Genomic DNA, 17,242 nt, shown 5'->3' with positions numbered 1-17,242 from the left:
GAACGGATGATGTGTGGTGTGCCGGGTCCCGGTCCGGCCGGACAACAGTTTGTGGTTCAGCATGTTTTGCGCCCGGATCGCCATTGCCGGGCCTGCTTGACGGCTCCCTGTCAGCACGCATGGATCAGGTTGTCATTTGAATCCGGCGAATCATGGCCGGCAGGCGTGATGGCGTGTGGCAGTGTGACACATGTCTCAAATTGGGTGTGTAAATATTGATCAGTTTGACCTGTTTTGGATAAATGACACTTGCCAAGCAAGCGCTTGGTAGCGAATGGTATAACAATAACAACCCAGAGAGGCATTCATCATGTCAACCCACTTCTCAGACGCTCCGGAATGTTCCCGGCTGTCGGGTATCGCCCGTATCTGGCTTGTGCTCGTTGTGCTTTGTCTTGCCACCAATACTGCTCTGGCGGCTTATCTGGACAAAAGTCTCAATGAGGGCAAGGTTCGCATCCATTATGTGGCTCAGACGCCCGCGACCTGCGATGCCATCCTTCTCGGTGTCGGCACGGCCATGCAGACCAGCAGTTATGACAAGCTGTCCACGCAGCTTGCCGGTTATGGGTATCTTGTGGTGATCATGGATCATGCGCCCGGCGAGATGGTCAAGACCGATGCCAACAAGTACACCGCACTGGCGCTGGCCGTGAAAAATCAGCTGATAAGCTGGCTGGGCAGCCGCACGGCTTGCAGAGCTGTCGGGCACTGGGTGCTCGGGGGGGCACTCCGCTGGCGGTCAGGCGGCCCAGAATGCCGTATCAAGCTACGGCGGCCTGGCAGATGCGATGTTCAACCTGGATCCCTTTGACATGACCAAGGTGGCGGAAGTGAGTGTGCCGACACTGAACTGGGGATTTGACGTGACAACCTGTTTTGTGGACAAGGACAAGGCCGCCAAGCTGGCCTACTACAAGAGCAACGGACAGCGGGCGTTCGTCAGGGTGGCCAAGCAGTACAGCTGGGGGCCCTGCGGGTATTCACCCAAATACTTTCACTGCAGCTTCTGTGATGGTCACTGTCCGGCTTGCACGAACTGCCAGAATACCCCGGATTCCTTTTTTGAGGATGTGGCCCGGAGTGTGAATCGGTTTGTGACTGCCGCATTTTACGGAACCTGGTCCAGGGCGGCGCTGACGTTTTCTTCTTCGACGCCGGTCAAGCTGTTCGTGGATGCTGACCAGCCCTGATGCGGTTCGAGGCCAGCGAGGCAACACCGCAGGCATCCGGCTCGTACCGCCGGATGCCGTTCAGCGTGACATCGGTTTGCGGCCCTGTTCGCGGGCACGCTTGCGCCGCATGGAGAAGTAATGGAGCACCTGTGAAATGCCGGCGCATACATGCTTGAAGCGCGCATAGTCGGCATCCGTCAGGTGAGGATGCTCCGTGCCGTCGTCAGCATACACCAGGGCGATGGCCTTCTTGTTCACGAAAACGGACATGAGAAAGCACTGATCGGTGTTCATCATGGCCCGGAACGACTCGGGGATGCTGGCCCAGACCTTCGGACTGCTTTCCGGCCTGATCCAGATACCGGAAGGGCCGGACAGCAGGCGGTCGAACAGCGTACCCCCCTCGAGCGGGAACTGCCAGTCACGAAAAGCCGTCCGGTTTTTGAACCCCAGCGAGTAATAACATCTGAGGCGTGTCTTGTCCGTATTGCACAGGGCAATCATGGTGGTATGCAGGCCGATGCCGTAGACCATGCACTGGCAGGCAGCGTTCATCAGTGCGGCCACATTCTCGAACTTGTGGGGCAACTGGAACATCATGTGCGTGATGTCTTCGTAGAGTTGATCGTTGCCTCGCCGGGTGCGCAGGACGGATCCCTGCACACCTGCGGCCGGTCGGGCAGGGGGCGGCTGAGGATGCTCCGGCACGGGGGCGGATGTGCGGGTTGCAATGCCGGTTTCCCCGGATGTCTTTTTCGGAGGGCGCGCCGGCGGGGGTGTGTGCACTGTCTGGTCCGTTGGCGCCGGTGCGGGCCCGGGGGACTCCGGCAGATCCAGTATGGCCGCTTTCGGGGAGGGGGCGCAGGCTCCGGTTCGGGCCTTGTGATGGCCGGGGGCTCCTTTTTCTGTCCGGTTTCCGGGAGCGTTTCTGTGCGCGGTGTCTGCGGTGCAGCCTGTGAGGCGGATTCCCACACCGGTTCACGCTGTTCGGCCACAAGCTGGCGTGCAGGCTGTGCAGCACCGGGGTTGTCATGATCCCGGGCGGCCTCCACTGCCGCTTCGTGGATACCGGCAATCACGACCTCCAGGGGTTGTCCGGTCATGACGGCAGCCGCTTTCATCAGTTTGTCCACAGTAGGGCTCAGCCAACTGATCCGGATTTCGGCCTCCAGCCAGTGGGCAAGCACCACAAGGCTTTCCGGTGCATTGGCCAGCAGGGCAAGATGCCGGTCCTGGAGCTTCGGCGGCGGGCCTTGCTCGGGACAGAGGCGACTCAGTCGCAGCCACGGGAGCAGTTCGGAGCGTGTTTCCGGCAGGGCGGCGCGGCGAACCATCTCCGGCATGCCCAGCCGGGGGATCATGACCCGCCAGATCGCCTCCTCGTCCGCGCCCCAGTGCTCACGTTGCCAGTCCCGCCGCGCCCGGCCCCGCAGTTCCGGTGGCGGCTGTTCCGCATCATCAATCATGCGGGCCAGATACCAGTGGGGGATTCCTCTGAACAGTGCGGCCCAGAAGAATTCGTCCTGCCGTTTGGGAAAGCGGAAGCCTGCCAGCCACCGCGCCAGATGTGCGGCCACAAAACTCCGGCCCATGCGGTGGTGGAAGCGTTTGGCCTCGGGCGAGGCGGTGCTGTCTTCCACCCGGATGCTGGTCAGCAGGGTCCGCAGGAAGTCCGTGCCCAGCAGGCTCAGGGCATGGCTGAGTGTTCTGACCATGGTGTCCTTGGCATCCAGAGCGGTATTGGCCCGGGCCAGCAGCTTGAGCGCCAGGACCGGGTCATCCTGAATTTCATCACTCATGGCCTGATAGGTTGGCATCCCGGTATCCAGCGCAGCCAGAAGCTGACGACTGGTGTCCTGTGTGGAGGGGAGATCCTGGTCAAGTAGCCAGTCAGCCCATTCTTCTGCTGTGCGTTTGTCCATTCGAGGCCGCCATCAATGCTTGTGATTCAGTGCGAAATCATCTTTACTAACCTGAGTGATCTGCATGCTTCCCCTGCAGGAACAGGTGGAGTAACGTTACAGATTCTCTTAGAAAATAGGAAACTTTCTTCATTAAATCCAATGCTGCACTGACAAGCAGTGATTTGAGGAGTTCGTTTACGAATGCTGGTGATTCTGGGAGCCATTGTGGTGGCGGCAAGTGTGCTGGGAGGCTATGTGCTGTCCAAGGGGCAGCTCGCCGCCCTGTGGCAGCCGTTCGAATTGCTGATTATCGGCGGGGCAGCGTTTGGTGCCTTTCTGATTGCCAACCCGTTCAGCACCATCAAGGCCGTTTTTGCCAGCATTCCGAGAATGCTGATGGGCAGCCGGTTTGACAAGCTCTTTTACATGGACCTGCTCAGCCTGCTGTATGATCTGTTCGAGAAGGCGCGCCGTCAGGGCATCATGGCCATTGAGCAGGATATTGATGAGCCGGAGAATTCCGACATTTTTCTGGCTTATCCGGCAGTCATGCGGGCGCAGCCGGTCATCGAGTTCATCACGGATTACCTGCGCATTGTCAGTGCCGGCAACATGGCGCCCCATGAGCTGGAAGGGCTGATGGATCAGGAAATTGAAACCCGGCTGCATGAGCTGGAAAAACCGGCCGAGGCGGTCAACAAGGTGGCGGATGCCATGCCGGGCTTCGGTATTGTGGCGGCGGTGCTGGGCATCGTGATCACCATGAACTACATGGGGGGACCGCCGGAAGAACTGGGGCTGCACGTGGCTGCGGCACTGGTGGGTACCTTCTTCGGTATCCTGGCGGCTTATGGATTCGTCGGCCCGGCCAGCCTGGCGCTGATGAACCTCGCACATCAGGAAATCCGTGCCTACGAATGTGTGAAGGCGGCCATTCTGGCCTCGCTCAGCGGGCTGGCGCCCCAGCTGGCTGTGGAGTTCGGGCGCAAGGTGCTTGAATCCGACAAGCGTCCCAGCTTCCTCGAACTGAACGAGTATGTGCGTTCGCATTAAGGGATGGGTGGCATGAACGAAGCGCAGCCACCCATCATCGTCCGCCGGATCAGGAAGGTTGTGGGGCATCACGGGGGCGCCTGGAAGGTGGCCTTTGCCGACTTCGCGACGGCGATGATGGCGTTTTTCCTGGTGTTGTGGCTCTCGGCCACGGCCTCACCTGAGCAGAAAAAAGCCATTGAGGGCTACTTCAGGGATCCGGTCGGGTTCACCGAGGGCGGCAGTCCGTCAGCCATTGATCTCGAAGGCAGTGTGACGGTTACGGTAACGGACAACAAGGCCGATATCCCGGAGGAACAGCCACCCATCATCATGGAGGAGGAGACGGTTCAGGATATCGCGGCCCAGATCGAACAGAAGAAACTGGAGGCGCTCAAGGCGGAGATCGAGGCCAGGATTGAAGCTGACCCGAAGCTGAGCCAGTTCAGGGATCAGCTGTTGCTGGACATCACGGATGAGGGGCTGCGCATTCAGATTGTGGACAAGAGCAAGCGCCCCATGTTCGACAGTGGCAGTGCGGAACTGCATCCCTATTCCGAAAACATTCTGCGCGAACTGGCCAAGGTGATCGGCCGCGTACCCAACAAGATCAGTATCTCGGGACATACGGATGCGACCCCCTTCAGCGGCAGGGCGGGGTTCAGCAACTGGGAGCTCTCTGCAGAACGGGCCAATGCCGCACGGCGGGCGCTGGTGGAGGGTGGTCTGCCGGAAGACAAGATTGCACGGGTCGTGGGGCATGCCTCGTCGGTACTGTTTGACCAGAATGACCCCTACAACCCCATCAATCGCCGGATCAGCATCGTCGTCCTCAACCGCAAGGCTGCCGCACAGATTCAGAACGCGGAATCCTCGCATGAGCAACAGGTTCAGGACGGTGAGGCCGCCGCACAAGGTGACCAGAGCCTGGAGGATCTGCAAAAGGAAAGTGGTCTGATCATTCGCCGGAAAAGCAGCCAGCCCCCACCGCGCCCTGAAGAGCTGAACTGGTAGGGCGCAAGGGAGATATCAGCGCGACGGGCGCATGGTTACATCGTCAAGTGTTTCGCGGATGTGGAGAAAGTTCTGAAACCGCCGTTCGCTGATCTTGCCCTCCCGAACCGCTTCCCGCAAGGCGCATCCGGGTTCCTGCTCGTGCCGGCAGTCACGGAAGCGGCATTGTCCGAGATAGGGCCGGAACTCCACAAAGCCCTGCTCCAGTGTCCGTTCATCCATGTGCCAGAGGCCGAAGTCCCGGATGCCCGGTGAGTCCACCAGTGCGCCGCCTGTGGGGATATGGAAGAGCCGTGCGGAAGTGGTGGTGTGCCGACCCTTGCGGGTGGTGCCGCTGAGATCACCGATGCGCAGCGTTTCGCCCGGCAGCAGTGCCTGAATCAGAGACGATTTGCCCACGCCTGACTGGCCCACCAGCACTGACGTCTTGTTCGCCAGATGCGCCTGCAGCGCGTCGAGCCCGTCTCGGGTGCGGGTGGACGCCAGAATGGCGGGATAGCCGAGCCCGCCGTAAAAGGCCAGCAGGTTGGGCAGGTGACTGTCCGCGCTCAGCAGATCGGCTTTGTTGAGTACCAGAGTCGCGGGAATGCCGGCGGCCTCGGCGGCCACCAGATAACGGTCGATCAGCAACGGAAAGGGCTCCGGCTCGGCAGCGACGACCACGACGATCTGGTCGATGTTGGCGGCCACGGGCTTCAGGTGTCCGTAGGCGTCTGGCCTGCAGAGTTCGCTGCGGCGGGGCTCCCGGGCCACCACCACACCGGTGTGCGGGGTGCTCAGGTCCTCACGCCAGACCACGCGGTCTCCGGTCACCAGCGTATCCACGTTCGCCCGCACAAAACAGCGGTAAACCGGATGATCCGGCTGCATCGGCAGCGGTTCGACCTCAACCTGACGGCCGAAATGGGCAATGAGCAAACCCTCCTGCTCCGGGCCCAGCTCGCCGGCCTCATCGAGCGTCTCGGCAAGCACATCCTTGCGTTTGGCGCGCTCGGCACGTTCTTTCTGGATGCGCTCGATGCGCCATTTCTGCTGGCGGGTCAGACGTCGTTTGCTCATGTGATTGGGCGCTGCTCCCGTTCCGGGTTACACTTGAAGGACATGCACATTGTAAAGGGTACGCACACGATGTCACGCCAAGATAACCTGATCTGGATTGATCTGGAAATGACCGGTCTGAATCCGGAGACTGACCGGATCATCGAAATCGCCACCATTGTGACGGACAAGGACCTCACGATTCTTGAGGAAGGGCCGGTGCTGGCCATTCACCAGCCGGATACGGTGCTGGATGCCATGGATGAATGGTGTACGCGCACACACGGAGAAAGCGGCCTGACGGCGCGCGTGCGTGCCAGCACCCTGAGCGAGGCGGACGCCGAAGCGCAGACGCTGGCCTTTCTGGAGAAGTGGGTGGATCAGGGTGTTTCGCCCATCTGCGGCAACAGCATCTGTCAGGACCGGCGCTTTCTGGCCCGGTACATGCCCCGCCTGGAAGCCTACTTCCATTACCGCAATCTGGACGTGAGCACGCTGAAGGAGCTGGCCCGCCGCTGGCGTCCGGACATCCTGTCCGGTCTGACCAAGAAGAACACGCATCTGGCGCTGGATGATATCCGCGAATCCATCGAAGAACTCCGCTACTACCGCGAACACTTCATTCGCATGAATCCGTAAGCCGGGCCAGTGCCCAGTCGATGTGACGCTGAACCCTGGGCGTCACCTCCGGCCGGCGCCGGCGCAGTGCCGCAATCACCTCCGGGGTGGCCGGCCCGTTCCCCAGGGCGACGGCGATATTGCGCAGCCAGCATTCGTAGCCGATGCGCCGTATCGGGGAGCCTTCGGTTTGGGTCAGGAACGTCTCTTCGGACCATTCGAACAGTTCCAACAGGGTCGCCTTGTCGCGGTCGAGGCGGGGGTTGAAGTCCGGCTCTGCCGTTACCGTCGCAAAACGGTTCCAGGGACACACCAGCTGGCAATCATCGCATCCGAAGATCCGGTTGCCCATGGCGGGCCTCAACTCTTCCGGAATGTCACCACGATACTCGATGGTCAGATAGGAAATGCAGCGCCGTGCATCCACCACGCCGGGCGCAACGATGGCATCCGTGGGACAGGCGGGGATGCAGGCGTTGCAGCGCCCGCAATGATGCCTGGTGAACGGCTCATCAATGGGCAGCGGAATGTTGGTGAACAGTTCTCCGAGAAATGCATAGGAGCCGGCCTTCGGGTGAATCAGCATGGCGTTCTTGCCGATCCAGCCGAGCCCGGCCTTCTGGGCAACGGCCCGTTCCAGCACCGGCGCACTGTCCACGAAGGCCCGGTATTCCATGGCGTCCAGCCGCGCCTTGAGCCACTCGGCCAGGCGTGCCAGACGCTTGCGCATCAGCTTGTGATAGTCACGGCCCAATGCATAGCGTGAGATGTAGGCCTTCTCCGGATCAGCCAGGACGGACTCGGCCGCCATGGCTTCCGGCCAGTATTCCATGCGCACGCTGATGACCCGCAGCGTGCCGGGCACCAGTTCGTCGGGTCGGGTGCGCTTGGTGCCGTGGCGGGCCATGTAGTCCATCTCGCCGTGAAACCCCTTGGCCAGCCAGCGCTCGAAATGGACGGCATGCTCACCCAGATCCGTGTCGGTAATGCCCAGATGTGCAAAGCCCAGTTCCCGGGCCCGGGTTTCAAGCTCGCCGCGGAGTTCACGCCAGACGGGATCGTCCTCTGCCGGCAGTGGCTTCGTGCTCATGATATATGCTCAAAAAACATGCAAATTCTTGCCAATCGCCCGGAATTACAATAGGCTGGAGAGTAACCTTGAAGTGGATTCTCTTGCATGAGACCGGCCTCTGTTTGTTACCACCTGAATGATCCGCCCGCGACGGCCTTTGCCTGGACCGCGGCGCAGACCCGTGCGCTGGACGCCGCCGCCATCGCCCGGGGGCCGGACAGCGGTTTCGACCTCATGTGCCGGGCCGGACGCAGTGCCTTCCGGTTGCTCCGCCAGCGCTGGCCGGAGGCTCGTCGCATTGTAGTCAGCTGCGGAGGGGGAAACAACGGCGGTGACGGTCTTGTTGTCGCCGCGCTGGCCCATCAGCAAGGCCTCAATGTTCACTGCCGGATCCTGTTTGAACCCGACAGCCTGCGTGGCGAGGCTGCCCGGGCCTGGCGCTGGGCCATGGATCGCGGTCTCGGTGTGGTCACGGCGGACCAGCCCCTGCCGGAGCAGGTGGATGTCATTGTGGATGCCGTGCTCGGTACCGGCCTCAACGGTCCGGTCCGGGCTCACCACGCTGCGGAACTGGAAAAGCTGGCTGCGGCCGGGGCACCCGTGCTGGCGGTAGACATTCCTTCGGGACTGCATGCCGACACCGGACAGCCCATGGGGCCCGTGGTGCCTGCAGACGTGACGCTGACCTTCATCGGCATCAATCGTGGCCTGCTGACCGGGCAGGGTCCGGCCTTCACCGGGGATCTGTTTTTTGACCGCCTGGCGGTGTCAGACAGCATTTATGAGGCGGTGGGCGATCCCTGGAAGCTGGTCGTGCCCTTGACGGAGCTGCTCCGCAGACTGCTGCCTGCCCGTTCCCCGGCCGCACACAAGGGGAGCTTCGGTCGTGTTGGCATCATGGGGGGCAACCGGGGCATGGGCGGTGCCCTGCTGCTGGCGGCGGGGGCCGCCTGCCGCATGGGTGCCGGGCTGGTGGCGGCACTGACCCGGCCGGAGCACGTGGGGCCCGGGCTGTCACGCTGGCCGGATGTGCAGTTTCTTGGCAGTGATGATCCGCAGGGCCTTGTCGGGCGCCTGCCCTGGGCCGATGTGTGGGTGATCGGGCCGGGGCTGGGTCAGGATGACTGGGCCATTGCGTTGCTCGCGGCGGCGTGCCGGTCCGGCAAACCGCTGGTTCTGGATGCCGATGCCCTGAATCTGCTGGCCGCCGGAGCGGTGGACTGGCCGGATTCCGGCCAGTGGTGGGCCACGCCTCACCCCGGAGAGGCCGCACGCCTCTTGGGCATTGCCGTCGAAGAGGTCGAGCGCGACCGGTTTGGGGCCATTGAAACCCTGTGCGACCGGTTTGGCGGACACTGGCTGCTCAAGGGGGCCGGTCCCCTGTATGCCGGCGCACAGGTGCGGGGCGTGGTGGCCAGTGCCCATGCATCCCTGGCAAAGGGTGGCAGTGGCGATGTGCTTTCCGGTATGCTGGGCGCCCTGGCAGCACAGGGGCTGAGCGGCACGGAAGTGATCGAAACCGCACTGGTGGCACAGTCCTGCATGGCGGCCTGGCTGGATGCGCACGGCCCGGCCCATGCCTGGCTGGCCAGCGATCAGACCGATGCCCTGCTTCACCTGTTTCATGATGGATGTGGTACATGAACACAACTGCAGAGTTGATTCTCGAATCCGAAGCCGGAACCGAAAAGCTGGGCGCAGCACTCGCCCATGTGGTTCAGGCCCCGGCGACCGTTTTTCTGGAAGGGACGCTGGGGGCAGGCAAGACCACCCTGGTGCGCTACTGGTTGCGGGCACTGGGTCATTCAGGTGCGGTCAAGAGTCCGACCTATACACTGGTGGAGCCCTATGAACTGGACGGCGTGACCCTGTATCACTTTGACCTCTACCGGCTGGGTGATCCGGAGGAACTGGAATACATGGGCATGCGGGACTATTTTGATTCAGAGAGTCTGCGTCTGATCGAGTGGGCCGAGCGCGGGCAGGGGCTGCTTCCCGAGCCGGACTGGCTGATCCGGCTGGTGCCGGAGGGCAGCCGGCGCCGGATCACGCTTCAGGGGCCCGCTGCACAGGCCGTGGCAAACAGGATGACAGAACATGCGTCAGATTGAAGCGGGACGTATCCTTCGTGGTGCACTGGTCGTTTTCGGCTTGATGGTGTCCGTGCTTGCTCAGGCGGCCACAACGATCAAGACGATTCGTGTCTGGCCTTCACCGGAGTCCACACGGCTGGTGTTTGATCTGGATGGACCGGTTGATCACAAGGCGTTTACCCTGAGCAAGCCTGACAGGATTGTCCTGGATCTCGACCAGGCGGTGATGAAAGCCTCCACCCGATCCCTGAACTTTACAGAGACGCCTATCCGGCGGGTTCGCAGTGCGCTGCATGATGGCAAGACGCTGAGAGTCGTTTTGGATCTGAAGCGTTCCGTGCGGATGCGCAGTTTCCTGCTCAAGCCCAACAGCAAGTACGGTTACCGGCTTGTGGTGGATCTGGAAGGCCAGCAGGCGAAGGAGAAGGAGAGCGTCAAAACGCTGCAGACGCTGGCCGGCAAACGGGATGTGATCGTGGCCATTGATGCCGGACACGGAGGAGATGATCCGGGTGCCATCGGACCAGGTGGTATGCGGGAAAAGGATATCGTACTCCGGATTGCCCGAAAGCTTCAGGCCGAGATCAACCGGCGAAAGGGCTTCAAGGCGATCCTGACCCGCAAGGGCGACTATTACATTCCCTTGCGCAAACGTACTCAGCTGGCACGTGAGCGTGGTGCTGACCTGTTCGTTTCCATTCATGCTGATGCGTTTACGAACCCGAAAGCCGCTGGGGCATCCGTATTCACATTATCCCGGCGAGGCGCGTCTAGCAGCATGGCCCGTTTTCTGGCGCAAAGTGAAAACCAGTCGGACCTGATCGGCGGCGTGGATGGTGGTGTCTCTCTGGATGACAAGGATGATCTGCTCAAGACCGTGCTGGTGGATCTGTCGCAGACCTCATCCATGAATTTCAGTGATACGGCGGGGCGTTATGTGCTCAAGCACATCAGCAAGGTGGCGCACCTGCACAAGCCTTCGGTCGAGAAGGCCGGATTCGTGGTGCTCAAGATCCCGGATGTCCCTTCCATTCTGGTGGAAACGGGCTTCATCAGCAATCCCCGCGAGGCCCGCAAGCTGAAGGATTCCGCGTACCAGAGCAAGCTGGCGGCGTCCATTGCCCAGGGGGTTGCCGCCTATTTTGACGAGCATCCGGTACCCGGCACCTGGCTTGCCTGGCAAAAGGATCTGAAGCTGCAACAGGCTCAGGTACAGCACTATCGTGTTCAGCGTGGCGATACGCTGACCGCCATTGCCGAGCGCGTCCAAACCTCGGTTGAGGCCCTCCGGCGGGCCAATAACCTGAACTCCGACATGCTCCGTGTCGGTCAGGTGCTGCGCATCCCCAACGGGTGAGGCAGCACCTCGTTGTCTCACTCAAAGGCATCCATGAAATCCAGTGCGAACTGCTGGCGCAGGGAGCGGCGTTCCTGCTCCCAGAGTGCACGCACCTTGTCCGGATCCAGTACCTGACGGTCCACCAGTACCCGGGTATGCAACTGGCCGACGGGTGTTTCCGAAGGCACCTTGCTGAAGACGAACTGGTTGCTCACCAGATCCATGAAGGGGCCCGACTTGCTGCTGGGCATGATGAAGATGAGCTGCAGGCCCAGCGTGTCCGTCAGATACTCGATCACCTCGCGTGAACGGTATTCGTCCATCTTCGAGAAGGCTTCGTCCACGAGAACCATGCGCAGGTGGCTGTCGCCCTCATCGAACCGGAATGCGGACGTGATGGCCGCTGCACGGATGATGTAGGCCGGCGTTTCCAGCTGTCCACCGGAACCGGTACCGTACTCGCTCAGCGGGATCGGTTCCTTGCCTTCGGGTTCCTTGTAGATCTCGTAATGGCGGTAGTTGCGGTAGTCGGAGATGCGCTCCAGCTCCTGCAGCGCCTGTTGCTCATCTTCGGCCAGCAGCATATCCAGCAGTCGATCACGAACCTGTCTGGCCTTGTCGGACAGCTCCGCATTGAACAGCGTCTGACCCTCGCCCAGATTCGGCAACTGACTGACCTCTTCGAAGAACTCCCAGTAGGCCTTGAACTCCGGTACCCACTCCCAGGCAAAGCGGAAGGATTCACGGTCGGCACCAAAGCGATGATGGCGGAGCTCCCGGTTGAGATTCTCCAGTGTGCGCTTGCCTTCGTTGATGGCCTGATAGATCTGGTGGCAGAGGTTGGTCACGAAGGCGTGGCTGAAGGATTCCCGGTAGCTGCTGATCTGGGCCTGCTTCTCCACCAGTATGTTGTTCTTGAGGCGGTTGATCAGAATGTCCACCTGACGACGCAGGTCACAGACATCGGCGAAGAAGCTGCGGCTGCGGATGTCACTGTAGTCCGGGGTGTAGTGAAGCCGGTCGTCACCGGTCAGCACCGGATTGGTGGCCACGACCAGACGCTCGATTTCATGGACGGTTGCGGAAAGCCGCCCGCGGGCCTCCTGCTGCTGGCGCGCCAGGGATTCCGCGGTACTCTGGCGGGCCAACTGTTCCGCCTTTTCCAGTTGTGCGTCCACGTCCATGCCGGCCCAGAGCCGGGCAATCTGATGCAGGGCCTCTTCACGCTCTTCCTGAATGGCAAGCGCACGGTTCTGCTGGGCGTCCAGCTGTTCGCAGGCTGCCGTGACGGTTTCCAGTTCGCGATTGACCGCGCCGGCTTCCTTGTGCAGATTCTCCAGTGATTGATTGAGTGTCAGATGTCTTTGGTCCAGCTCGGCCAGCCGGGCATCCAGGCCGCTCTCGTCCGTACTTTCCGTCAGGGCCAGACTGTCTTCCACATCCTTCAGTTGCGCGCGCAGTTCCAGCAATTCTGCCAGCGTGTCTGCCCAGGGGACTGGCTGCAGCTGGTCGGCGGCTTCCAGCGCCTGTTTCAGCGCCTGGATTTCATCGAGCAATGTCTGGCGTTGGGTCAGCAGGCGGTGCAGGTCCGCCTCACGCGCCGCGCGGGCACGCTGGCGGGCCGCCCGTCCGAAGACCAGTTCGCTGTCGGGCAGATCGCACCGCCACATGCTGTAGCCGCCCGAACCCAGGCCATTGCGGGTGATGCCGCGGCGGGTCATGCGCAGGGCTTCCTCGCCCTCCACCCGCAGCACATTGCCGAAAGACGCCGTCATCCAGGCTCGCGCGGTCGCGTGTTCGAAGCGCATGACGTGAATGATGGAGTCCTTGTCGAGCGTCATGCGTGCTGCATCCCGGGCAGCGCGCTCGCCCTGGACAATGCGGGCCCGGTTGTCACGCCCCAGGGTTTCCCGCAGCAGTCGCGCGGCTTCGGCTTCGTATTCCGGTTCCACCAGAATGCCGAAGCGAGCCCCGCCGATATAGCCTTCTATGGCCGCCTGCCACTCGGGCTCGGTGATGTCCACGTAATCACAGAGTACGCGGGCGTCGGCTTCCGGGAGTGCCTTGTGCAGGACCTCGAGGGCCTGGCGCACGGCCGGCGGATAGGTGGCATGCTGACGCTCCAGACGTTCGATATCCTGCTCCCGTTGCTGGCGCTGCTGATCCAGACGGGTGAGCTGGTGCTGACGGCTGACCAATACGTGATAGAGTTTCTGGCGCAGGCTGTCCTCTCCGGCGACACGATCATGAAGCGGGCGGACCGCAGCCTCCAGGGCGTTCTGGAGCTGTCGGGCCTGCGCCACCCGGGCGGCAGGATCACTCTCGCCGATCCAGTCCTCGTTGACCAGTTGTGCCGCGTCGGCAGGCAGCTGGCGCGCCATGTCCGGAATGTGCCTGAGTGCGGCCAGCAGGGCCTGGCGTTCCGGCTCGTCCGGCAGATGGGCCGACAATTTCAGCAACTGTTCCGCAGCACTCACTGCCAGTCGGATCTGCCGGGTCTGCTGCATGTAGCGGGTGGTTGTCTGGGTGAAGGACTGGCTCAGGGCCTGCCGCCGGGACTCCAGCCGGTCCCTTTCCTGCAGGGACTGGACGCCCAGACGCCGGGCCTTGAGCGTGACACGCTCCTGATCCAGCGCCTTGAGCGAGCGGGTCAGGTTCTCCTGCTCCTGCGCCAGTTCCTTCAGCCGTGCACGGAGTGTCTGCTGGGTGTTCTTGGCCTCCACATAGCGCTGCTGGTCATCCAGATAACGCCGGTGGGCCAGCGCATAGTCGAGGGTGTTGTCCTCGATCCATTGTCGGATCCACTGGTCGCAGTGCTGGCCGGTACGCTGCAACAGGTCGATGCCGTCCTTCAGTCGCCGGGCATCCGCTTCCATCCGGTAGATGGTTTTCATGGTTTCGGAAACCGTACGGATAGCTTCGCCCAGATCCTTCTTTTCCAGAATTTCCGTAGCCACGAATTCGTTGATGCTGCGCACGGGTTTGTAGGCCATGAAGCGGGAGAATGCCCGCGCTGCATGCATGGCTTCGCGTTCCGATACACTGTCGCGCTTGCCGCGCAGAATACCGTACAGCCGCTTGAGATAGGCCTTCTTGGCATCGTAGCGTTCGACACAGTCCGGGCCGTATTTGTGGGTCAGCCGCTTCTGGATCTGTTCGAGGGGAATCAGGCGCTTGCTGCCATCCGGCTCCGTCACCACCAGATCTCCCTCCAGATGGAGGGCCACATCCGGCAGAATGAAGAACTGCAGATCATCCAGTCTGGCTACCGGTTTCAGGCCGGCCTGATCCAGATGGGCACGTGCACCGACCAGTGCGGTGAAGGGCAGGGCCTTCTCGCCCCGGGTGGGTGCAAAGTGCAGGGCAATGTAGCCGTCCGTGGTGTCGGTACGTGCATAGCTGCCGTCGTCACAGCCGAGAATGTAGGAGGACAGGGTCCGCACGACCTTGCCACCGCGCCCGCGCTGGGTGGTCTCATCCTGGCCGGGATTGTAGCTGTAGAGATAGTCGTAGGCGGCGGTCATGACTGTCTGGATGGCGTCCGCTGCGGTGGTCTTGCCGGAGCCGTTGCCGCCGGAAAAGAGGTTGATGGCTCCCAGCTCGAACTCGGTATGAGGCAGGTTGCCCCAGTTGACAAAGAGCGCGCGCTTAACGTACATCCTGATCGTCCTCCGATTCCGTTGCCGCCTCGTCTTGCATGTTGAGTGTGGCCAGTACATCGTCACTCACGAAGGTGACGATCAGCGGCCGGATTTTCAGGTAGCTGCCCGGGTGTTCCATCCACTCCTCCGCGTTGTACTGGACCAGCCGCATGCGACGGAGACTGGCAAACAGGGCGCGTCGCTCCGTGCGGCTGTCGGGGAGGCTGCGGTCGAGCAGGTTGCGCAGTGCCAGTGTCAGGCCTTCGTAAGTGAGCAGAACACAGCCATCCTCGTCCACGTCACCTTCGCGGAGCGCCCGGTCATACTGGGCACGCAGAACCAGAACCAGCGCGACTTCAAGCGGCGAGAGCCGGGCGCGCAGACCTGTGGCCGGCGGCGCATCGGGAGTATCCGGAAGCCCCGGCCGCTCTGCGCCGGGCGGATAGACGCGAACGTAGCGGAAACGCGTGTCGTGCAGCAGGTCCATGCCGAGGACCGACAGATATTCACGAACCAGAGGTTCGATGCGCACGAAACGATCATACAGTGCCTGCTCGGTCAGGCTCTCATCGCGGCAGAGTACGCCCTGATCCAGCAGGCGAATGAGCAGTTCGGAGAATGCGGGCAGGGTCAGCTGAGCTTCACTCAGGGCCTGCTCAAGTGTGTCACGCAACATCATCGGGATGCACGGCCTCGATTACAAAATGGTCGGTTTCAGTCAGGCCCGGGCGTTGGGTGCGCCGGCCGGAGGGGATCACGCGGAACTGCCAGCCATCGTGCCGCGCATTGGCCGAACCCAGCTCCACGCAGTGGGTCAGTGCGAGCAGGTCAGCCGCGGTGCGGACGGGCAGCTCGTCGGTGTCGATGCGGTCGCGCGTATCCAGTGCACTCAGGATGTAGTCCCGGATATGGGCGTCGGTAATGGTGAAGGCCTTGTCGAGCGCCATGCGCAGGCTCACCGCCCGCAGCGCGCTGTCATCCACCTCCGGCAGGTGTTCCAGGCGCGTGTTGACGGGAGGTGGTGGCCTGCGCTCTCTCAGCCTGACACGGGCCGGATCCACGAGACCGATGCTGACACCGCCCATGCGCTCGCCCATGCGTGTGAGCAGGGTGTCCTGTTCCGTCGCAGGCTTGGCGCGCAGTCGTTCGCAGACCGCGACCAGATCCGTGTGGCGCTGGGAGGCCACGTAGGACATCTGGCGGATGATGAGATCCGCGCGACGGGTAAACTGTCTCAGCGCATCCCTGAGTGCCGGCAGCATGGTATCGGTGGCGTGATTGAGACGCCGCTCGATCCGGTCGAGAATCTGCCAGAGCAGTGACTGTCCCTTGCGGACCTGGTCAGGCAACAGGTCTCTCAGTCGTCGTTCGGCATCGGCCTTGAAGGCCTTGGGTTGGGCGCGGATCCGGTCGATCAGTGCGAGAATCTCATCCCGGTATTTTTCGACACTGTCAGCGGAGAGGCGAATGGAAATGTCGGGCTGAAAGCGTTTTTCCATGAATTCGAAAAAGGCCTCCCCTGCCAGGCGACGGTCCTGATCGGCGCTGACTTCACGGATGAGCGTGCGGCGGCGGTCTTCCAGCTCGGCAATCACATCCGTGAAGTCGTTGATGATGCGCTCGGAATATTCGTGGGCATCCAGCAGATCATGGATTTCGCCATGCTGGAGAAAGGCATCCAGGGCGTTGCGCGTATTGCGCGTGTTGCGCTGCCGCGTGCGCAGGCTGCCGCCTTCCAGCTCCACGAAGGGTTGGGTGAAATGGCGGCCTGCGCGGGTAAAGCGGAAACGCACGTCCAGCGTGGCTTCGTCCACCACTTCTTCCAGCCAGCCGCATTCGCGCAACTGATTGAACACCCAGACCGCCTGCTCGCGTTCCGTGCGCAGCGGGCGTTCATCATCTTCCCCGTCGGGTAATGCGGCGTTGGCAGCGGGCAGGCGGGTGATGGCTTCCTGAAAGATGCCGAGAATCTGTTCACGACTGAGGGCATGGCCATATTCGGCCATGTCGGAATAGAGCTGCCGGTAGAGCAGGGCCAGACAGGCCGCTGTCCAGGCCCGGTACTTGCTCGTCAGGGGTCTGAAAAACTGTTGTCTCGGACCTTCAAAGAACATCTGCCGCCACCCAGGCTTTCAGGAACAGGAACCGTGTATTATGGCGTTGACGGACGTACGGCGCAAAGGGAAGTGTGGCTGTTGCGTGCCCGCTTACAGGTATTTGCGTACCCGCCGGCCCGCTTCCTCCGGCGGCTGCGGTGCGCGCACCTGAGGCCGCCTCCGGAAGCAGGCCGGCTGGTCGTCAAGGGGATATACCCGT

15 protein-coding genes are annotated in these 17,242 nt (G+C 61.9%); 8 read left to right on the top strand and 7 right to left on the bottom strand.

Translation table 11 applies throughout. The features are described from left to right. Positions 1 to 310: 310 nt before the first annotated feature. Together AAIA72_RS07195 and AAIA72_RS07190 are read left to right on the top strand one after the other, a co-directional pair. Positions 311 to 814 (top strand): hypothetical protein, encoded by a 504-nt coding sequence (locus tag AAIA72_RS07195; RefSeq protein WP_369602724.1) that lies wholly within the window; start codon positions 311 to 313, stop codon positions 812 to 814. Further along, positions 792 to 1,193, top strand: a complete 402-nt coding sequence (locus tag AAIA72_RS07190; RefSeq protein WP_369602723.1) for a hypothetical protein — start codon at positions 792 to 794, stop codon at positions 1,191 to 1,193. Before AAIA72_RS07195 ends, AAIA72_RS07190 begins: the two co-directional genes overlap by 23 nt. A gap of 60 nt (positions 1,194 to 1,253) precedes the next feature. Here AAIA72_RS07190 and AAIA72_RS07185 read toward each other — a convergent pair whose 3' ends face one another. Both AAIA72_RS07185 and AAIA72_RS07180 read right to left on the bottom strand, forming a co-directional pair. Beyond that, the gene (locus AAIA72_RS07185) at positions 1,254 to 1,775 is read right to left on the bottom strand and encodes a hypothetical protein (protein ID WP_369602722.1); all 522 of its coding nucleotides are present in this window, start codon (positions 1,773 to 1,775) and stop codon (positions 1,254 to 1,256) included. Continuing rightward, complete coding sequence (locus AAIA72_RS07180) at positions 1,772 to 3,097, bottom strand: HDOD domain-containing protein (protein WP_369602721.1); 1,326 nt, start codon at positions 3,095 to 3,097, stop codon at positions 1,772 to 1,774. Before AAIA72_RS07180 ends, AAIA72_RS07185 begins: the two co-directional genes overlap by 4 nt. 183 nt (positions 3,098 to 3,280) lie before the next feature. Between AAIA72_RS07180 and motA the strand changes: the two genes are divergently transcribed. Together motA and motB are read left to right on the top strand one after the other, a co-directional pair. Further along, positions 3,281 to 4,132, top strand: a complete 852-nt coding sequence (motA, locus tag AAIA72_RS07175) for a flagellar motor stator protein MotA (protein ID WP_369602720.1) — start codon at positions 3,281 to 3,283, stop codon at positions 4,130 to 4,132. A 12-nt stretch (positions 4,133 to 4,144) separates the two neighbouring features. Beyond that, positions 4,145 to 5,125, top strand: coding sequence for a flagellar motor protein MotB (motB, locus tag AAIA72_RS07170; protein WP_369602719.1), 981 nt, complete (start codon positions 4,145 to 4,147; stop codon positions 5,123 to 5,125). Positions 5,126 to 5,140: 15 nt separating this feature from the next. Here the strand turns inward: motB and rsgA are convergent, their stop codons facing one another. Beyond that, positions 5,141 to 6,184, bottom strand: coding sequence for a small ribosomal subunit biogenesis GTPase RsgA (gene rsgA, locus AAIA72_RS07165; RefSeq protein ID WP_369602718.1), 1,044 nt, complete (start codon positions 6,182 to 6,184; stop codon positions 5,141 to 5,143). A gap of 69 nt (positions 6,185 to 6,253) precedes the next feature. Between rsgA and orn the strand changes: the two genes are divergently transcribed. Then, positions 6,254 to 6,802 (top strand): oligoribonuclease, encoded by a 549-nt coding sequence (gene orn, locus AAIA72_RS07160; RefSeq protein ID WP_369602717.1) that lies wholly within the window; start codon positions 6,254 to 6,256, stop codon positions 6,800 to 6,802. On the opposite strand, the gene queG is transcribed toward orn, so the two are convergent. Beyond that, positions 6,783 to 7,871 (bottom strand): tRNA epoxyqueuosine(34) reductase QueG, encoded by a 1,089-nt coding sequence (queG, locus tag AAIA72_RS07155; protein WP_369602716.1) that lies wholly within the window; start codon positions 7,869 to 7,871, stop codon positions 6,783 to 6,785. The genes orn and queG overlap by 20 nt on opposite strands. An 87-nt stretch (positions 7,872 to 7,958) precedes the next feature. Here queG and AAIA72_RS07150 point away from each other — a divergent pair, with 87 nt between their 5' ends. From AAIA72_RS07150 to AAIA72_RS07140, 3 genes are read left to right on the top strand one after another with little or no spacing between them, the layout of a single operon-like run. Further along, positions 7,959 to 9,497: an NAD(P)H-hydrate dehydratase gene (locus AAIA72_RS07150; protein WP_369602715.1), complete on the top strand. Its 1,539-nt coding sequence runs from the start codon at positions 7,959 to 7,961 to the stop codon at positions 9,495 to 9,497. Then, positions 9,494 to 9,964, top strand: a complete 471-nt coding sequence (gene tsaE, locus AAIA72_RS07145) for a tRNA (adenosine(37)-N6)-threonylcarbamoyltransferase complex ATPase subunit type 1 TsaE (RefSeq protein ID WP_369602714.1) — start codon at positions 9,494 to 9,496, stop codon at positions 9,962 to 9,964. The genes AAIA72_RS07150 and tsaE overlap by 4 nt, the downstream gene beginning before the upstream one ends. Beyond that, positions 9,951 to 11,303 (top strand): N-acetylmuramoyl-L-alanine amidase, encoded by a 1,353-nt coding sequence (locus AAIA72_RS07140; protein ID WP_369602713.1) that lies wholly within the window; start codon positions 9,951 to 9,953, stop codon positions 11,301 to 11,303. The genes tsaE and AAIA72_RS07140 overlap by 14 nt, the downstream gene beginning before the upstream one ends. Before the next feature lie 17 nt (positions 11,304 to 11,320). Here AAIA72_RS07140 and AAIA72_RS07135 read toward each other — a convergent pair whose 3' ends face one another. From AAIA72_RS07135 to AAIA72_RS07125, 3 genes are read right to left on the bottom strand one after another with little or no spacing between them, the layout of a single operon-like run. Further along, positions 11,321 to 14,944, bottom strand: a complete 3,624-nt coding sequence (locus tag AAIA72_RS07135; RefSeq protein WP_369602712.1) for an ATP-binding protein — start codon at positions 14,942 to 14,944, stop codon at positions 11,321 to 11,323. Beyond that, positions 14,934 to 15,605 carry a DUF4194 domain-containing protein gene (locus AAIA72_RS07130; RefSeq protein WP_369602711.1) on the bottom strand — a complete coding sequence of 224 codons (672 nt, stop codon included), beginning with the start codon at positions 15,603 to 15,605 and terminating at the stop codon, positions 14,934 to 14,936. Before AAIA72_RS07130 ends, AAIA72_RS07135 begins: the two co-directional genes overlap by 11 nt. Then, a complete protein-coding gene (locus AAIA72_RS07125; protein ID WP_369602710.1) occupies positions 15,592 to 17,040 on the bottom strand; it encodes a Wadjet anti-phage system protein JetA family protein in 1,449 nt (482 codons plus the stop codon). The genes AAIA72_RS07130 and AAIA72_RS07125 overlap by 14 nt, the downstream gene beginning before the upstream one ends. Positions 17,041 to 17,242: the final 202 nt, after the last annotated feature.

It is taken from the genome of Thermohahella caldifontis (assembly GCF_041153465.1).
Taxonomy (GTDB): Bacteria; Pseudomonadota; Gammaproteobacteria; order Pseudomonadales; family Oleiphilaceae; genus Thermohahella; species Thermohahella caldifontis.
This window is presented reverse-complemented; position numbering and strand designations above follow the sequence as displayed.